Annotated in this window: 14 protein-coding genes and 1 pseudogene; 3 read left to right on the plus strand and 12 right to left on the minus strand. The window is 65.2% G+C overall.

The genetic code is table 11. The annotated features are described in order from the left end of the window. From CV770_RS43060 to CV770_RS36510, 7 genes and pseudogenes are all read right to left on the minus strand, one after another. Positions 1-227 (minus strand): annotated as a pseudogene (locus CV770_RS43060) (OmpA family protein); the annotation flags it as partial. Between the two features lie 186 nt (positions 228-413). Then, positions 414-656: a hypothetical protein gene (locus tag CV770_RS36485; protein ID WP_026202099.1), complete on the minus strand. Its 243-nt coding sequence runs from the start codon at positions 654-656 to the stop codon at positions 414-416. 84 nt (positions 657-740) lie between these two features. Then, complete coding sequence (locus tag CV770_RS36490) at positions 741-1,127, minus strand: VOC family protein (RefSeq protein ID WP_018318935.1); 387 nt, start codon at positions 1,125-1,127, stop codon at positions 741-743. A gap of 20 nt (positions 1,128-1,147) precedes the next feature. Continuing rightward, complete coding sequence (locus tag CV770_RS36495; protein WP_201760193.1) at positions 1,148-1,972, minus strand: FkbM family methyltransferase; 825 nt, start codon at positions 1,970-1,972, stop codon at positions 1,148-1,150. A gap of 242 nt (positions 1,973-2,214) precedes the next feature. Beyond that, a complete protein-coding gene (locus CV770_RS36500; protein ID WP_104465783.1) occupies positions 2,215-4,170 on the minus strand; it encodes an ABC transporter ATP-binding protein/permease in 1,956 nt (651 codons plus the stop codon). 53 nt (positions 4,171-4,223) lie between these two features. Next, positions 4,224-6,422, minus strand: coding sequence for a hybrid sensor histidine kinase/response regulator family protein (locus CV770_RS36505; RefSeq protein ID WP_104465784.1), 2,199 nt, complete (start codon positions 6,420-6,422; stop codon positions 4,224-4,226). A 378-nt stretch (positions 6,423-6,800) separates the two neighbouring features. Further along, on the minus strand, positions 6,801-8,414 hold the full coding sequence (locus CV770_RS36510) for a GMC family oxidoreductase (RefSeq protein ID WP_104465785.1): 1,614 nt from the start codon (positions 8,412-8,414) through the stop codon (positions 6,801-6,803). 434 nt (positions 8,415-8,848) lie between these two features. On the opposite strand from CV770_RS36510, the gene CV770_RS36515 reads away from it, so the two are divergent. Next, positions 8,849-9,985 carry a GAF domain-containing protein gene (locus CV770_RS36515; RefSeq protein ID WP_201760194.1) on the plus strand — a complete coding sequence of 379 codons (1,137 nt, stop codon included), beginning with the start codon at positions 8,849-8,851 and terminating at the stop codon, positions 9,983-9,985. A 48-nt stretch (positions 9,986-10,033) separates the two neighbouring features. On the opposite strand, the gene CV770_RS36520 is transcribed toward CV770_RS36515, so the two are convergent. The 4 genes from CV770_RS36520 to sdhC all read right to left on the minus strand — a co-directional run bounded on the left by CV770_RS36520 (position 10,034) and on the right by sdhC (position 13,563). Next, positions 10,034-10,816: a succinate dehydrogenase iron-sulfur subunit gene (locus CV770_RS36520; RefSeq protein ID WP_104465787.1), complete on the minus strand. Its 783-nt coding sequence runs from the start codon at positions 10,814-10,816 to the stop codon at positions 10,034-10,036. A 107-nt stretch (positions 10,817-10,923) separates the two neighbouring features. Further along, positions 10,924-12,759 carry a succinate dehydrogenase flavoprotein subunit gene (sdhA, locus tag CV770_RS36525; protein WP_104465788.1) on the minus strand — a complete coding sequence of 612 codons (1,836 nt, stop codon included), beginning with the start codon at positions 12,757-12,759 and terminating at the stop codon, positions 10,924-10,926. 4 nt (positions 12,760-12,763) lie between these two features. After that, entirely contained in the window at positions 12,764-13,168 is a 405-nt protein-coding gene (sdhD, locus tag CV770_RS36530; RefSeq protein WP_091965038.1) for a succinate dehydrogenase, hydrophobic membrane anchor protein, read from the minus strand. Further along, on the minus strand, positions 13,165-13,563 hold the full coding sequence (sdhC, locus tag CV770_RS36535) for a succinate dehydrogenase, cytochrome b556 subunit (protein ID WP_104465789.1): 399 nt from the start codon (positions 13,561-13,563) through the stop codon (positions 13,165-13,167). The genes sdhD and sdhC overlap by 4 nt, the downstream gene beginning before the upstream one ends. A gap of 519 nt (positions 13,564-14,082) precedes the next feature. Between sdhC and CV770_RS36540 the strand changes: the two genes are divergently transcribed. Beyond that, positions 14,083-14,943 (plus strand): sulfite exporter TauE/SafE family protein, encoded by an 861-nt coding sequence (locus CV770_RS36540; RefSeq protein ID WP_104465790.1) that lies wholly within the window; start codon positions 14,083-14,085, stop codon positions 14,941-14,943. Positions 14,944-15,128: 185 nt separating this feature from the next. Here CV770_RS36540 and CV770_RS36545 read toward each other — a convergent pair whose 3' ends face one another. Continuing rightward, on the minus strand, positions 15,129-16,658 hold the full coding sequence (locus tag CV770_RS36545; protein WP_104465791.1) for a malonate--CoA ligase: 1,530 nt from the start codon (positions 16,656-16,658) through the stop codon (positions 15,129-15,131). Positions 16,659-16,743: 85 nt separating this feature from the next. On the opposite strand from CV770_RS36545, the gene CV770_RS36550 reads away from it, so the two are divergent. Continuing rightward, complete coding sequence (locus CV770_RS36550) at positions 16,744-17,505, plus strand: SDR family oxidoreductase (protein ID WP_104465792.1); 762 nt, start codon at positions 16,744-16,746, stop codon at positions 17,503-17,505. The last annotated feature ends 234 nt before the right edge of the window (positions 17,506-17,739 follow it).

Here is a 17,739-nt window from a genome sequence, read left to right on the forward strand (position 1 = left end):
GGCGGTGCAGCGGCGGGCGGCGGAGCGGCCGGGCGCGCGGGCCCAGCAGGCGGCGCAGCCGCGGGTCCCTTCGGCGGCTGCTTCGGTTTTCCGTCAGGGCCCGTGTCTTGAGGCTGCGCCTGTGCGACCACGAGCGGCGGCGCACTTTGCGCTTGCGATGCGGAGCTTGCGAATTGCATCGCGGTCAGAGCCGTCGTCGCGAGCAGCACGAAACGAAGATTGGTCATGGTGGTGAACTTCCCCGGAAGGTTCTTTGACGAAGTGTTGGGATGAACAGCTACGCGTTAGGCCGGATTGTGGCGGGCGAAGCGGTCGCTGCCCGATTTATTTCTGCACGGAAATCACATCACTGCGGCAACGTTCATTGCGCATTCAGACGCTGGTTGCAATTGCCCCACATGTGATCGGCCGCTTCATGCGCGATCCCGCGGCGGAATTGCATCCGTCGCGGGATTCGGCGTCAGCGGCCCGTTCGGCCCGCGCGATGGAATCTCTTCAGGCATGCGGCCCGGCAATTCGTCGGGCCGCGGTGGCGAGCCGGGTTCGCGCACCGGCGGCGTGATTTCAGGCTGCGGATTGCCTGGCGGAATGCCGGGCGGCGGTTCGGCTGGAGTCCCCGGTGTTGCCGGTGGAATCTCGGGCGGTTCGATCGGCATCGGCATCATCGGGAGCAGTTGTCCGGAGAAAGACAACGAGGATGCCGCGCCGATGTTCCCTCATCGCGCCGCGCTGGATCTGCCTTATTCCGGCGCGTGGCACACGGCCTCGATGTTGTGGCCATCAGGGTCGAGCACGAACGCGCCGTAGTAGTTCGCATGGTAATGCGGGCGGATGCCGGGCGGGCCGTTGTCGCGGCCGCCGGCCGCAATGGCCGCCTTGTAGAACGCGTCGACGGTGGCGCGGTCCCTGGCCGCGATCGCGACATGCACCGGCTTGTTCATGGCGCCTTCGCCGCCGATCCAGAAATCCGGCTTACCGTTGGCGCCGAAGCCGGCGGCGGCAGCGTGGCCGGTCTGCTCCGCCGTGACCTCCATGATCAGGCCGTAGCCGAGCGGAGCCAGCGCCTTGGCGTAGAACGCCTTGGCGCGCTCATAGTCGGAGACGGAGAAACCCAGATGGTCGATCATCGTAACCTCCTTCGTCCTTGTCAGCGTGAGAGGAACGTATTGCTTCGTGTCTTGCGTATGATCGCGAATCCACGCGCGACCATGTCGGCAATACAATCCTGCTGCCATTCGTTTTGTGACAGATGCTCGATGACGACCGCGCGCGGCCATAGCGAGGGCGGCGCATCGCGGAAGAAGCCGATCAGCACGCGGTCCTCAAAACCCTCGACGTCGATCTTCAGCGAATCGACTTGGCGGACGCCGGCTTCGTCGAGAATGCGTGTCAGCCGCAGCGACGGCACCTTGATCGCCTCGGCGCTCGCCGTGCCGGTGACGACGTGCGTGGCGCCAAGATTACCGCCGCCGCTCTCGATCATCAGCTCGCCGTCGCTGTCGCCGGCCGCAGCCTGCACCAGGCGCACTTGCGCCGTCTTCGACGCGGCGTGGTTGAACGAAAGCCGTCCAAACGTCAGCGGATGTGGCTCGATCGCGACCACCTTGCCTGTGGTGCCGACCTGCCGCGCCATCACCAGCGCAAACGTGCCGACATTGGCGCCGACGTCGACGAAGGTGCCGCCCGCCGGGGTATGCTGGCGCAGGAAGTCGAGCTCGTCGAGATTATAATCGGGATTGAACAGTGCGCCGCGCTCGGTCGCGCTGCCCTGGTGATAGAGGCGGAACGATGCGCCCTGATATTGCACGTCGACCGGGCCACCGCGCAGCAGGTTGACCAGCCGCGACATCCAGGGCCGGAACGCGCCGCGCTTCAGCCCCGACTGCTGTGCGAGGCGAATGATCGCAGCCTGCGCCGCATTGGGCGCAAACGCGCCGAACGGCGCGGACGAAGGGGCGTTGTCGGTCGTCAAGCAGGCGATCCTCGTTGCAAGCGGCGCATGCATAGCCGGTTTTGCGCGGGACTCCAACGCTCGATGCGAGCCACAATCTCGCTGTCGTCCCCGCGAAGGCGGGGACCCATAACCCCAGGGAGGAGTCTGATGCGAGATGCGCACTCCGAGTCATCGCCAAACTCCTCCCTGTGGGTATGGGTCCCGGATCTGCACGCAGCTTGTCCGGGACGACGGAGAGAATGTGCGTGATGTAGCTTTCCTCACGCCGCCTTCTTCGGTGCCTTGCGCTGCCGCAGAAATCGGCCGAGCAGCCGGCGCTTGCCCTTGCGCGGGATCAGCTCGATGTCGCTGACGAGCTTGGCGCCGCCCTTGCGGCGCTCCAGCACGATCTTGCGGCTGTGGAAGGCTTCCAGCTCGGCACGGTGCGCGACGCTGACGATGGTCGCCTTCGGCAGCTCGTCGGTGACCGTCTTCATCATCTTGTCCTGGCTCTTCTCGTCGAGCGCCGAGGTCGCCTCATCCAGCACGACGATATCGGGGTTGTGCAGCAACAGTCGCGCGAAGGCGAGACGCTGTTTCTCGCCGCCTGATAGCGTCTGGTCCCACGGACCCTCGTCCTCGATCTTCTCCTTGAGATGATCGAGGCCGACCTTGTGCAGGGCTTCGCCGATCTCCTCCACGGTCCAGTGGTCGGCGGCACCGGGATAGGCGACCGCGCGGCGCAGCGACCCCGAGGGCACGTAAGGCCGCTGCGGCAGCATGAACAGGCGCCGGTCGGCATGGAAATTGACGCTGCCGCCGCCCCAGGGCCAGAGGCCTGCGATCGCGCGCACCAGCGTGCTCTTGCCGGTGCCGGATTCGCCGGCGACCAGCAGCCGTTCGCCGGGCTCGATCACCACCTCGGTCTCGCCGACCACGGCCGTGCCGTCGTCGAGTGTGACCGAGAGATCCTTCATCTCCAGCATGGCGTCGTTGCGGGTCTCGCCGCGCTTGATGCGGCCGAGGCCATCGCCTTGCTCGGCGCGTTCGAGGCCGTCGAGCGACATCATCAACGAGGCGATGCGGCGCGCGCAGGCATTCCAGTCGGCGAGCCGCGGATAATTGTCGACCAGCCAGCCGAACGCGCTCTGCACGATGGTGAAGGCGGAGGCCGCCTGCATCACCTGTCCCAGCGTCATGCTGCCGTCGAGGAATTTCGGCGCGCAAAGCAAAAGCGGCACGACGGGCGCAACCAGGCTCGATCCCTGCGACACCAGCGTGGTGCGCATGTGTTGGCCGGCGAGCCGCGCCCATTGCCTGAGCACGCTCGTGAAATTGCGGTCGATGCCGTCGCGCTCTTCCTCCTCGCCGCCGAGCAGCGCGATGCTCTCGCCGTTCTCGCGCACGCGTGTCAGCGTATAGCGGAAATCGGCCTCGGCCTGGTTCTTGTCCTCGGAGACCTGGACGAACTGACGGCCGATCACCAGGATCGAGCCGGACGCGATCGCGGCGTAGAGCATCGCGGCGATCACGAGGAAGCCGGGAATGGTGAGCGTCGATCCGCCAAGCGTGACGGTGAGCGCACCGCCGATGGTCCAGAGCACGACGATGAAGGTCGCGGCCGACAGCAGCGCCGAGGTGACGCCCGCGAGGAAATCGACCGGCGAATCGGTCGCGATGCGCAGATCCTCCGCAATCCGGTATTCCGGATTCTCGTGGTCGCCGCGGACGAGGTTGAGCTGGTAATAGCGCCCGTTATTGAGCCACCGCGTCAGCACGCTCGCAGTCAACCAGGCCCGCCAGCGCCGCTGGATGCCCATGCGCGCGAACACCTGGATAACGCCGAGCACGATGCTGCCGATCGCAAGCGGGAAGAACAACGCGGTGAGATGGAAGACGGTGGTCGCATCGCGTTTCTCGATCGCGTCGAAGATCGCCCGGTTCCAGACATTGATGCCGTACTGGAAGCCGACGGTCAGGACGATCAGCGCGCCGAGGCCGAGCGAGAACGGCCAGGCGAGGCGATCGCCGGTGCGTCCCCAGAAGCCGCGCGCGCTGATCCAGAACCGCGTCAGCAGATAATCCTTGCGGGCCTGCTCGGCTTCCTCGGGCGTTAGCTCCGGGTCAGGCTCGAGCACTTCCGGCGGTGGCGCGGCGACCTCGTCGCCATTCTCCCCCTTGATCCCGACGATGGGCGGTTTGGGGCCCTGTTCGCGCTTGGCGGCCGGCTTTTGCATGAGCGGACAACGCGAAGGAAATCAACCGGTTCCCTCGGGTTCCGCTTGACACCTCATTCGGCGGCGCCGTCCCGGACGCGCCGGATCCGGGCCGCCCGGTGGAGAACGCGCGACAATTCCTCGATCGAATAGGGCTTTTGCACCAGCTCGAAACCGGTCACACCCTCTTGCGACAGGGCCTGGCTGTAGCCCGTGGTCAGCACGACCGGCACGTCGATGCCGCGGTCGCGGATCGCCTGCGCCAGATCGAGCCCGGTCATCCCAGGCATCACCACGTCCGTAAACACGACGTCGAAGCGATCCGCGTCCATGACGAGCTCGGCGAGAGCGTCGGTTGCGTTGTCGACCAGCGTGATGCTGTAGCCGAGCTCGGTGAGGCCATCGGCGGCGAAATTGGCAAGCTCGATATTGTCCTCGACCAGCAGCACCGACATGCCGCTGCCGGCCACCGCCGGCGCCGTGTTCGGCGCCTGCCGCTGCGGCAGCAGGTCCGGCGGCACGCGCGGCAGATAGAGCGCAAAGGTGCTTCCGTGCCCGACCTCGCTCGTCACCGTCACCTCGCCGCCGGATTGCCGGGCGAAGCCGAACACCTGGGACAGGCCGAGGCCGGTGCCATGGCCGACCTGCTTGGTGGTGAAGAACGGCTCGAAGATGCGCTCCAGTCGTGCGGCAGGAATGCCGATGCCGGTGTCGCTGACGGTCACGCTGATGAAGCCACGGTTTGCCAGGTTCTGGTTTGCCAAGCTCTGGCTTCCCAAGCTTTGGCTTACCAAGTTCTGGCTGCCTGGGGCATGGGCCAGCGTGTCCGGAACGGTCGTCGCGGCCTCGACCGTGAAAACGATCCTGCCCTTGCCCTGCATGGCATCGCGCGCGTTGGTCGCCATGTTGATCAGCGCTGTCTCGAACTGGCCGGCATCGGCATGGACGAGGCAGGGCTCGGTGGGCAGGCGCATGGTGATCTCGATGGCCGGCCCCAGCAGCGGCGCCAGCATGTCGTGCAGCGCCTGCATCCGCTCGCCGACGTCGAACACCTCCGGCTTCAGGGTCTGACGCCGCGCAAAGGCGAGCAGCTGCGAGGTCAGCTTGGCCGCGCGCGCCACCGCGTCCGCTATGGCCGTGATGTAGCGCTGCCGCCGCTCCTCCGTCAGTTGCGGCCGGTTCAACAGGTCGACCGAGGCGCGGATCACCGTCAGCAGATTGTTGAAATCATGCGCGACGCCGCCGGTGAGCTGTCCGAGCGCCTCCAGGCGCTGGCTGTGCTTGAGTGCCTCCTCGGCCTCACGCCGCTTGGCGGCTTCGGCCTGAAGGTGCTGGGTGCGCCGCAATGCCAGCGCCAACAGCAGAAAAAGAAGTGCGGTGGCGGGAATGCCGAACACCAGATGCTGGCCCATGGTGGCAAGCCAGCGCGCGCGGATCGCCGAGGTCTCGAGCCCGGCGCTGACATAGATCGGATATTCGGCGACGCGCCGATAGCCAATGCGGCGCTCGATCCCGTCCGACGGCCAGGCGACCGTGATGAGGCCGTGCGCGGGCCGCGCCGCGATTTCCCGGCCGACCGGTCCGGTCGGATCGAGCCGAAGGTCGCGCTCGAGCCGCGGGAACTGCGCGAGCAGCACACCGTCGGCGCGTCCCATCGCGAAGAAGCTGCCGGCATCGGAGCCGATCCGCGCATAGAAACTCTCGAAATATTCGGGCAGGACGGAGGCCTGGATCACCCCGATGAAGCCGCCGTCGTCGGAGTCGCGGCGGCGGCTCATCCCGAAGAAGCGCGCGCCCTGATAGGGCGGACGGGGTGTCAGGGCCGTGCCGATGAAGCTGCCGATGGTTTGGTCGACATGAGCGTAGAAATAGTCGCGGTCTGCAAAGCGGAGCTCCGGCGGCGGCGAGGCGAGGCTGTTGACCAGCGCTTTTCCCTCCGCGTCGAAGATCCAGGCCGATTTGAGCTGCGGCAGCGAATCGGTCAGCCGCCTCAGGCGGCGGTGCAGCGCCGGCTCGCGGGCGCGGATGGTGTCGTCGGGAAGGCCGCGCACGACCTCGTTGAGCTCGGCCAGGCTGCGATCGATGGTCTCGAACACCTTGAGCGCGTGCTCATGCACGACGTCGAGCGTGCGCTCGATCTCCCGGTCGGCGATGTCCCTGGTCGAGGTGTAGGAGATCGCGGAGGTGATGACGAACAGCGCAACCGGCAGCGCCAGGGATGCCGCCATCATCCACTGCAACAGCCTCAGCGAATTGCGTTGCGCCCTCTGCACAGTCGCTCCGTCCCTGACCGAAACTTAGCTGAATTTCTTACCCGGAAGGAAGTAGCTTGCCACAACAACCATGAGTTGCAATATCATGGGATAAAGTATGTCCCGTATGAACGATTTTGCTCGAATTCACGCGAAACTTGGAATGTTCCGCTCGATTCAACCGCGGGTCGGCAGGGCTTTCAGTCGCCGGCAGCAAAGGTGGGGGAACCGACTTGATGATCGCGCAGACGCACTTCTCGGATCGCAATGAAGCTGCAGCTTTACGCCTGCCGAGTGAGTGCCGCCCCTCGCCTCTTCGGTCGAGGGGCGGCAGATTCGCGTGCGGATCTGGAGGGGACGCCACCACACCTGTATCCATCGCACGATCGGGACAAGCGATCAGATCTCGTGCTCCTCGCGCAGTGAGCGGGCCGCCTTCTCTCCGATGAGGACGCATGGCGCCATCGTGTTGCCCGTAGTGATCCGCGGCATCACCGAGCCATCGGCAATGCGAAGCCGGTCGATCCCGTAGACCCTGAGCTTGTTGTCGACCACGGACATCGCATCGCGTCCCATCTTCGCCGAGCATGTCTGGTGCCAATAGGTCACCGCGGAGTCGCGCACGAAGCGTTCCATCTCGGCGGCGCCGAGAGGACCGGGCATCGACTCGCGCGCCACCAATGGCCCGAACGCGCTTGTATTGCCGAGCGAGCGGCAGAGGTCGATACAGGCGATCGCCGTCTTCAGATCGTCGGGATGCGACAGCATGTTCGCTTCGATGCGAGGTGCTGCAAGTGGTTCGGCGTTTCGGAGCCTGATACGGCCTCGGCTCTTCGGCAAAGCAAGGCCTGCAAACATCGTCCAGCCATGCGCAGGCGCCCTGCCTGCCGTCTCGGGGCTCGGCACCGGAAACTCGACCTGGCAGAGCAGCAGGTCGGGAGATTCGAGCGCGGTGTGGGATTTCCAGTACAACGTCGCCGCATTGCCGGTGTTGCGCGGCGCGATCGGCTCGCGGTACTCCCAAATGCACCCGAACGAGACGTGATCCTGCAGATTCTGGCCGACCCCGGGCAAGTGCTGGACCACAGGTATATCATGCGCTCGGAGCTCATTCTCGTCGCCGATGCCGGAGCGCATCAGCACGGCCGGCGTCTGGATCGCCCCGAGCGCGAGCACGACTTCCCGGGCCGCGCCGATCCGCAGGGTCTGGCCATCACGTACCGCCACGACGCCGACGGCCCTGCCGTGCTCGATCAGGATGCGAGAGACCTGCGTTCCGGTCAGCAGCGTGAGATTGGGCCGATCGAGGACGGGATACGTATAGGCACGGAAGATGGAGTTGCGTCTGCCATTGCGGACGAGGATGTCCGTGATGGCGCAGCCACCATCGCCTTCCATCATCTCGCCGTTGGGGCTTTCGAACGTCGGAATGCCGATCTCCTTCGCCGCGTCCAGCATCGCCAACGCGGCCGGGCCGGGATCGGGCGACGGCTGCACGAAGACCGGGCCGCCGGTGCCGCGATGACGCGGATCGGGCGTGCCTTGCCAGTTCTCGATCTCCCGAAAAATCTCCGAGACCGAATCGTAACCCCAGGTTTCGTCGCCGCTTTGTTCGGCGAAGAAGTCCCAGTCGCTGCGGTGACCACGCGCCCACAGCATCACGTTGATGCTCGACCCGCCGCCGACAACCTTGCCCATCGACATCTGAAGGGCGCGGCCGTTCAGATGCGGATTGGGCTCGGCGAGAAAGCCCCAATCGGTCGCGCTGCCGAGGTTGCCGGGCCACGCCGCGGGGTCCATGACGGTCGGCACCTCGTCGTTGCCCCCCGCTTCAATCAGCAGGACCGTGACGGACGGATTTTCGGCGAGGCGGCGGGCAACCACCGAGCCTGAGCTGCCGGCGCCACAGACGATGAAGTCGTAGCTGCCGCGCAGAGTCTCGCCGAGCTGGCGCTGGTTGGCAGCCGCGCGATCGGCAAACTCCGGCAGATCGGAAGGCAGGACGTCTTTCATGAGATAACTCCAGGCAGTTGCGCGCGGCCGGACTGCGAGCTCCGGGCAGACGCGGGGTGAGAAAGGGGGAGCGGGTCGTCGGCTGTCACGCTGGTCGGAAAGGGCGCATCACGGATCGCGCCTTTCCCGCAGCTGACGCGCCATGGGCGGCTTGACCGGGGCGCGGCTTGGCTTGGGCGAGGACGGCTGCCCGGCTTCGCGGGAAGGATGAGGGTTTGGGCTGTCAGGACATTGCTTGCTCCTTCTGAAGGGATGAGGATGCACGCTGCGTATCTGCCAAACAGCGCGCATCCACTCTATCAGATTTATTAAATCTATCATTATCATCAAATTTATCAAAATAGGACGAACATGCCCTTGTCAACGGGACAGGGAGCACGACATTGTGAGGTCGGGGACAGGCCGGCGGCACGGTCGGGGCAAAGATGGGCTCGATGGATAAGGACATCCTGACGACGGCGGAGGCTGCCAAGATCTTGGGGGTCTCGATCCGTACCGCGCAGCTTCTGATCGAAGGCGGGACGATCCCCTCCTGGAAGACCCCGGGCGGTCATCGACGCGTTTACCGCAGCGACGTGCTCGCGCAGATCACCGGCCCGGCTCAGACGATGACTGCTTCTGCACGGGTGATCGTGATTGCGCGTCCGGACCGCATGGCCGATTACGAAGCGGCGCTTGCGAAGGTCAAACACTGTGTCGTCGAGCGCTACACCGACGTCTATGCGGCGCTGCTTGCGATCGGCTCCCGGCTCCCGGCAGCCGTTGTCGTCGAGGCCGAACCATCGGATGCCGGCAGGTTGGCCCTGCTGGAGAGCCTGCGCTCTGATCCGGCCCTCGGGGGCACGCAGATTCTGGTTGTCGGACGCTCGGCAGCTGACATCGGGATGACGAGGTTCATCGAGGGATTGTCCGCGTTACCCGAGGGGGTCGAGGCCGCGATCCGGGGCGCGATCGAGCCTCCGCTCCCCTTCGAGACGCCGCCATCTTTCCCGTTCCCGGCCAATGAGGGCCAGCGCCTCGTGGCGCTCGAACGTTCCGGCCTTGTCGACACGCCGCCGGAGGATGCCTTCGATCGTCTGACCTGGTTGGCCGCGCGTAGCCTCGACGCTCCCGTCGCATTGCTGACGCTGCTCACCCCGACCCGGCAATGGTTCAAATCGCGCTACGGGCTCGACATGGCCGATACGCCGCGCGGCTGGGCGTTCTGCAATTACACCATTTTGCAGCAGGACATTATGGTCGCGGAGAACCTCGCGACCGACCCGCGCTTCGCTGAAAATCCGGCGGTGCTGGGAGAACTCGGGTTTCGGTTCTACGCTGGATGCCCGGTGGTAGATCCCGACGGCTTCACGCTCGGGTCGCTCTGCGTGATCGACACCCGGCCCCGCACGCTCGACGACACCCAGAAGCAGATCCTCGCCAGTCTCGCCGCGCTTGCTTCGGACGAGATCAAGCTGCGCGTGACCGACCGCCAATTGCGCCGGGCGGCCGAGCACGGGACTTCAAAGGCAAGCGCGCCAGCCCGGTCCGCGAACAAGCGCGATGCCGAGCATCGGCAGGGCACGGCGTGACAGGGCACCGCGTGACACCTGGCGGCGGGTGTCACGCAGCACGGCTCGTTAGATCTGGCGCTCGACCATCTTGAGCTTGAGCTCGGCGATGGCTTCGGCCGGGTTCAGTCCCTTCGGGCAGGCCTTGGCGCAATTCATGATGGTGTGGCAGCGGTAGAGGCGGAACGGATCCTCGAGATCGTCGAGCCGTTCGCCGGTCGCCTCGTCGCGCGAATCGGACACCCAGCGGTTGGCCTGGAGCAGCGCGGCGGGACCGAGATAACGTTCGCTGTTCCACCAATAGCTCGGGCACGAGGTCGAGCAGCAGGCGCACAGGATGCACTCGTAGAGGCCGTCGAGCTTCTCGCGGTCCTCGTGGCTCTGCTTCCATTCCTTCTGCGGCGTCGGCGAGGTCGTCTTCAGCCACGGCTCGACCGATGCGTACTGGGCGTAGAAGTTGGTGAGGTCGGGGACGAGGTCCTTCACGACCGGCTGGTGCGGCAGCGGATTGATCTTCACCGCGCCGTCCTTCACGTCGTGCATCGAGCGGGTGCAGGCGAGCGTATTCTGGCCGTCGATGTTCATCGCGCAGGAGCCGCAGACGCCTTCGCGGCAGGAGCGGCGGAAGGTCAGCGACGGGTCGATGTGGTTCTTGATCCAGATCAGGCCGTCCAGCACCATCGGGCCGCAATCGTTGGTGTCGACGTAATAAGTGTCGACGCTCGGATTCTTGCCGTCGTCCGGATTCCAGCGATAGACGCGAAACTCGCGGGTCTCGGTCGCGCCCGCGGGCTTCGGCCAGGTCTTGCCGCCGGAAATCTTGGAGTTCTTCGGAAGTGCGAATTCAACCATTGCTCTAACCTTTCGTCATTCCGGGATGGTCCGAAGGACCAGACCCGGAATCTCGAGATTCCGGGCTCGATGCTGCGCATCGCCCCGGAATGACGGCTAATGTTCGCTCAGTACACACGCGCTTTCGGCGGGATGTACTGCACGTCGTTGGTCATGGTGTAGTCGTGAACCGGGCGGTACTCGATCTTGACCTTGCCGGCATCGTCCAGCCAGGCCAGCGTGTGCTTCATCCAGTTCTTGTCGTCGCGGTCGGAGAAGTCCTCGCGCGCATGCGCGCCGCGGCTCTCGGTGCGGTTGGCGGCCGAGTTCATCGTCACCACCGCCTGCGAGATCAGATTGTCGAACTCGAGCGTCTCGACGAGGTCCGAATTCCACACCAGCGAGCGGTCGGACACGGCGATGTCGGTGATGCCGCTGTGGACCTTCTCGATCAGGTTCTGGCCCTCGCTCAGGACTTCGCCGGTGCGGAACACCGCGCAATTGCTCTGCATCACGTGCTGCATGCCTTCGCGCAGCTTTGCGGTCGGCGTGCCGCCGGAGGCGTAGCGGTAATGGTCGAGGCGGCCGAGCGCGAGCTCGGACGAGTTCGCCGGCAGCTCCGGCTGCTTGGCATTAGGCGTCAGCTTCTCGGCGAGGCGGAGCGCTGCGGCGCGGCCGAACACGACGAGGTCGATCAGCGAGTTGGAGCCGAGGCGGTTGGCGCCGTGCACGGAGACGCAGGCGGCTTCGCCGATCGCCATCAGGCCGGGGATGATGGCGTTGTCGTCGCCGTCCTTCTTGGTCAGGACTTCGCCGTGATGGTTGGTGGGGATGCCGCCCATGTTGTAGTGCACGGTCGGCACGATCGGGATCGGCTCGCGCGTCACGTCGACATTGGCGAAGATCTTTGCGGATTCCGAGATGCCCGGCAGCCGCTCGGCCAGCACCGCGGGATCGAGATGGTCCAGATGCAGGAAGATGTGGTCCTTCTTCTTGCCGACGCCGCGGCCTTCGCGGATCTCGATGGTCATCGCGCGCGAGACGACGTCGCGCGAGGCGAGGTCCTTGGCCGACGGCGCGTAGCGCTCCATGAAGCGCTCGCCTTCGGAGTTGACGAGATAGCCGCCTTCGCCGCGGGCGCCCTCGGTGACGAGACAGCCCGAGCCGTAGATGCCGGTCGGGTGGAACTGCACGAACTCCATGTCCTGCATCGGCAGGCCGGCGCGCAGCACCATGCCGCCGCCATCGCCGGTGCAGGTGTGGGCCGAGGTGCAGGAGGCATAGGCGCGGCCATAGCCGCCGGTCGCTAAAATCACGGTCTGGGCGCGGAAGCGGTGCAGCGTGCCGTCGTCGAGCTTGAGCGCGATGACGCCGCGGCAGGTGCCCTGGTCGTCCATGATCAGGTCGATGGCGAAGAACTCGATGAAGAACTCGGCGGCGTGGCGCAGCGACTGGCCGTACATCGTGTGCAGCATGGCGTGACCGGTGCGGTCGGCGGCGGCGCAGGTGCGCTGCGCCTGGCCCTTGCCGTAGTCCATGGTCATGCCGCCGAACGGGCGCTGATAGATCTTGCCGTCCTCGGTGCGCGAGAACGGAACGCCCCAATGCTCGAGCTCGTAGACCGCCTCGGGCGCGTTGCGCACCATGTATTCGATCGCGTCCTGGTCGCCGAGCCAGTCCGACCCCTTCACGGTGTCGTACATGTGCCAGCGCCAGTCGTCCTTGTGCATGTTGCCGAGCGAGGCGGAGATGCCGCCCTGCGCCGCCACCGTGTGCGAACGGGTCGGAAACACCTTGGTGATGCAGGCGGTGCGCAGGCCCGCTTCGCCGCAGCCGACCACGGCGCGCAGACCCGCGCCGCCGGCGCCGACCACGACGACGTCATAGGTGTGGTCTTCGATCGGATAGGCTTTGCCGTTGGTGGCGGGAGCGCCGTTGCCCGTGCCATTCGTTGTGGTGGCCATGGGGTTACACTCCGGAGGACAGTTTCAGGATCGCGTAGGTCGAGGCGAGCGCCACGGCGACCGAGAAGAAATTGTTGAGCATGATCGAGACGAGCTTCAGCTTCTCGTTATGGACGTAGTCCTCGATCACCACCTGCATGCCGATCTTCATGTGCCAGGCGCTGGCGAAGATGAAGAGGAGCAGGATCACCGCGACGGGAATGGAGCTCAGGGTCTGCGCAGCGTAGACCTGGTTGCGGCCGAGCAGCATCACGATGATCACCAGCGCCGGGATCATCAGCAGCGTCATGGCGACGCCGGTGATGCGCTGGCGCCAGAAATCGGACGTGCCGGAATGCGCGGCGCCGAGATTGCGGACGCGGCCGAGCGGGGTGCGCAGGCTGCGCTTCGGCGTTTCGGATGCGCTCATCGTCCACCTCCGTTCGCATAGGCGATGATCCAGATCAGCACCGTCAGCGCGATGCCGCCGATCAGGGCGCCCCAGGTCAGCGCTTCCCGCTCATTGGCCTTGAAGCCGTAGCCGAGGTCCCACACGAAATGCCGGATGCCGCTGAGCATATGGTGCATCAGCGCCCAGGTGTATCCGAACACGATCAGCCGCCCGATGATGCTGCCGGCGAAGGCCTGGACGTGCGTGTAAGCCGCCGGGCCGGAAGCCGCAGCAACCAGCCACCAGACCAGCAGCAGGGTTCCGAAATAGAGGGCAATACCGGTGGCGCGATGGATGATGGACAGAGCCATCGTCAGCGTCCAGCGGTACACTTGCATGTGCGGCGAGAGGGGTCGTTCGATCCGTGCGGTCATGGGCTTTGATGTTTTATGGCGGCCCAGCAGGGGGCGCGCGGGGATCGGAAAGGTCGGCTCTATTTACGGAGTCGATTTGGCCTGCGCAATCTCCAAATTGCCATAAATCGAACGGTGGTTCAGCTCTAGAGCCTTGATGAAGCAAGGCCAATCAGGGGCTTGGTATACCAGGGCGTCGGTCCGCCAGCGAAACTGAGAATGTTAATTCATTACTTCGTGGCGTGCGCAGGGCGCATTGAAATCACTATTGGAACGCCTCTAACCCCCTGCTCGCCGCTTGCCGCTCGCACCAATCGGTCCGTGTCGGCCGTAGCCGCCTCTCTAGCGCCAAGGCGACTCGGGCCGCCGCACGCTGGCTCGGTTTCGCTGGAACCGCGGATATGCGCAGCCCGCATTCCACCCCAGCCGGGACGTCCGCTGCGTCGACCGAACAACCCAGATCGCCTAAAGCTGCCGAACGCAGCCGTCTTCGAACCCTCGTCTCGGAGAAGTTGCGACCAGTCGCCGGGCAGGTCAGGGGTGATTGCAGGACTTGATATCAAGGACATCGTCGAGCTCGCGCTGCTGCTGATCGCAACCGGCGCGCTTTCGGGATTCCTGGCCGGCGTGTTCGGCATCGGCGGGGGCGCGATTCTCGTGCCGGTGTTCTACGAATGCTTTCGCATCGCCGGCGTGCCGCTGGAGGTGCGCATGCCGCTCTGCATCGGCACCTCGCTCGCGGTGATCATCCCGACCTCGATCCGTTCGTTCCAGGCGCATTACAAGCGCGGCGCCGTCGACATGGTCATCCTGAGGGTCTGGTGGTTGCCGATCGTGATCGGCGTCGTCACCGGCAGCGTCATCGCGCGCTATGCGCCGGAGCGGCTGTTCAAGATCGTGTTCGTCTGCGTCGCCTATTCCGCTGCGGCGCGCCTCATCTTCGCGCGCGATGGCTGGAAGTTGGGCGACGACCTGCCGAAGGGTCCCTTGATGCGCGTCTACGGCTTCTGCGTCGGTATTCTTTCGACGCTGATGGGCATCGGCGGCGGCCTGTTCTCGAACCTGCTGATGACCTTCTACAGCCGTCCGATCCATCAGGCGGTCGCGACGTCATCGGCACTCGCGGTGCTGATCTCGATCCCCGGCGCGTTCGGCTACATCTATGCGGGCTGGCCGGCGGCGGCGAACTATCCGGCCGTCGCAGCGCTACAAGTGCCGTTCGCGCTCGGCTACGTCTCGCTGATCGGCGCCGTGCTGGTGATGCCGATGAGCCTCGTCACCGCGCCGCTGGGCGTGAGAGCCGCGCATGCGATGTCGAAGCGGACGCTGGAAGTCGCGTTCGGGTGTTATCTGTTTATCGTCGGCAGCCGGTTTGTGATGAGTCTGGTCGGCGGGCTGTGAGTGGCGTGTGCCATAGCGCTTACCACACACTCCGCCGTCATCGCCCGACTTGATCGGGCGATCCAGTATTCCAGAGACGGCAGTGCTTGCCTCGAAAGGCTGCGGCGTACTGGATGCCCCGGTCAAGCCGGGGCATGACAGCGTGTTTTGTGGATGCTCCTCGTCGCAACCTGCGACGAGTCCCCTCACTTCTTCGCGTAAATATCCTTGTACGTATCCCGCAAGATGTTCTTCTGCACCTTGCCCATGGTGTTCCTCGGCAGCTCGTCGACGACGAAGACGCGCTTGGGCATCTTGAACTTTGCGATCCGTCCGTCGAGCGCGTTCAGCACAGCGGCTTCAGTGACATCGGCGCCCTTGTTGCAGACCAACACCGCCGTGACGCCCTCGCCGAAATCGGCATGCGGCACGCCGATCACGGCGGATTCCACCACGCCCGGCATGGCGTCGATCTCGCTCTCGATTTCCTTCGGATAGACGTTGAAGCCGCCGGAAATCACGAGATCCTTGCCGCGGCCGAGGATGTGGACGTAGCCCTTGGCGTCGATCTTGCCGAGATCGCCGGTGATGAAGAAGCCGTCGTCGCGGAATTCGGACTTGGTCTTCTCCGGCATGCGCCAATAGCCCTTGAAGACGTTCGGTCCCTTGACCTCGATCATGCCGATTTCTTCGCGCGGCAGCTCTTTGCCCGTCTCGGGCTCGGTCACGCGCACGGAGACGCCGGGCAAGGGAAAGCCGACTGCGCCGGGCACGCGCTCGCCGTCATAGGGGTTCGACGTGTTCATGTTGGTCTCGGTCATGCCGTAGCGCTCGAGCACCGCGTGCCCCGTGCGCGCCGACCATTCGCGATGGGTCTCCGCCAGCAGCGGCGCCGAGCCCGAGATGAACAGCCGCATATGCTTGGTCGTCTCCTTCGACAGCGCAGGGTTCTGGAGCAAGCGCGTGTAGAAGGTCGGCACGCCCATCAGCACCGTGGCGCGCGCCATCAGCTTGATCATCAAATCCGGATCGAGCTTCGGCAGGAAGATCATCGACGCCCGCGCGAACAGCGTCACGTTGGTCGCCACGAACAGGCCATGGGTGTGATAGATCGGCAGCGCGTGGATCAGCGCGTCCTTGTCGGTGAAGCGCCAGTAGCCGACGAGCGAGAGCGAGTTCGATGCCAGATTATCATGCGTCAGCATCGCGCCCTTGGAGCGGCCCGTGGTGCCCGAGGTGTAGAGGATGGCCGCGAGATCGTCGTTCGCCCGCGCGACAGTCGCGAATTCGGGGCTGGCCTTGTCGGCGGCTTCCGTCAGCGAGCCCTTGCCGTCAGCTCCGAGCGTCTCGACCCCGGCCTTCACCTTGGCGGCGATCGGGGCGAGGCCCTCGGCCTTGGAGGGATCGCAGACCACCAGCGACGGCTCGGCGTCGCCGATGAAGTAGTCGAGCTCGTTCAGCGTATAGGCGGTGTTGAGCGGCAAATAGACCGCGCCGGCCCTGACCGTGCCGAGATACAGCACGATATTGGCGACGGACTTTTCGACCTGCACCGCGACGCGGTCGCCCGGCTTCACGCCGCGCGCGACCAGCACATTCGCCATCTGTCCGGCCCGCGCGATCAGCTCGCCATAGCTGATATGGCCACCGTCATGCGTCTCGATCGCGAGGCGCTTCGGATCGTCCAGGCCGTCGAACAGGCGCGAGAACAGGTTGGCGTTGGCAGCTGGGTTCATGCAACATTCCTCGCCGGTGAAGGCCGGTCAAACCGAGGGCTGGATTAGCAAAAACCGCCCCGATGAAGCAACGGAGACAGTTTGCATGACAAAAGCTGGGAAACGCGTGGCCTGGGTCACGGGCGGCGGCAGCGGGATCGGAGAGGCCGGCGCCGAGGCGCTGGCGGCCGACGGCTGGACGGTGGTGGTCTCGGGCCGACGCAAGGACGCCCTGGATACCGTGGTTGCCAAGATCACCAAGGCGGGCGGGGCGGCCGAGGCCATCGCGCTGGACGTCTCCAGCGCTGCGGAAGCCCAGAAAGCCGCCGATCAGATCGTCGCCAGGCACGGCCGCATCGACCTCCTGGTCAACAATGCCGGCATCAATGTTCCCAAGCGCAGCTGGAAGGACATGGAACTGGAGGGCTGGGACACACTGGTCCAGGTCAATCTCAACGGCGTGCTCTATTGCATGCGCGCGGTGCTGCCGACGATGCGCAAGCAGCAGGACGGCGCGATCATCAACGTCTCGTCCTGGGCCGGCCGCCACGTCTCGAAGATGCCGGGCCCGGCCTACACCACGACCAAGCATGCGGTGCTGGCGCTGACCCATTCCTTCAATATGGACGAATGCGTCAACGGCCTGCGCGCCTGCTGCCTGATGCCGGGCGAGGTGGCGACGCCGATCTTGAAATTGCGCCCGGTGGTGCCGAGCGAGGACGAGCAGGCCAGGATGCTGCAATCGGAAGATCTCGGCCGCACCATCGCCTTCATCGCGAGCATGCCGGCCAGAGTCTGCATCAACGAGGTGCTGATCAGCCCGACGCATAATCGCGGATTCATCCAGACGCCGAACAACAGGGATTGAGGTGTATAGCGCGCGCCGCACACTCGGTGTCGTCCCCGCGAACGCGGGGATCCATAACCACAGACAGAAATTGTGGGGCGCGACAGGTCACTCCGAGTCTTCGTCAAACCACTCCCTGTGGCTATGGGTCCCTGTGTCTTGGAAGTCTGTCAGGATGGGGTTGGGCGGGAAGCCGTTGGGTCCTTGGCGCTTGACGCCGTGAGCCGGCTCGGTCTCCCGCCCGTTCCATTACCA

The sequence above is a fragment of the Bradyrhizobium sp. AC87j1 genome, from assembly GCF_002936975.1.
GTDB lineage: Bacteria > Pseudomonadota > Alphaproteobacteria > Rhizobiales > Xanthobacteraceae > Bradyrhizobium > Bradyrhizobium shewense.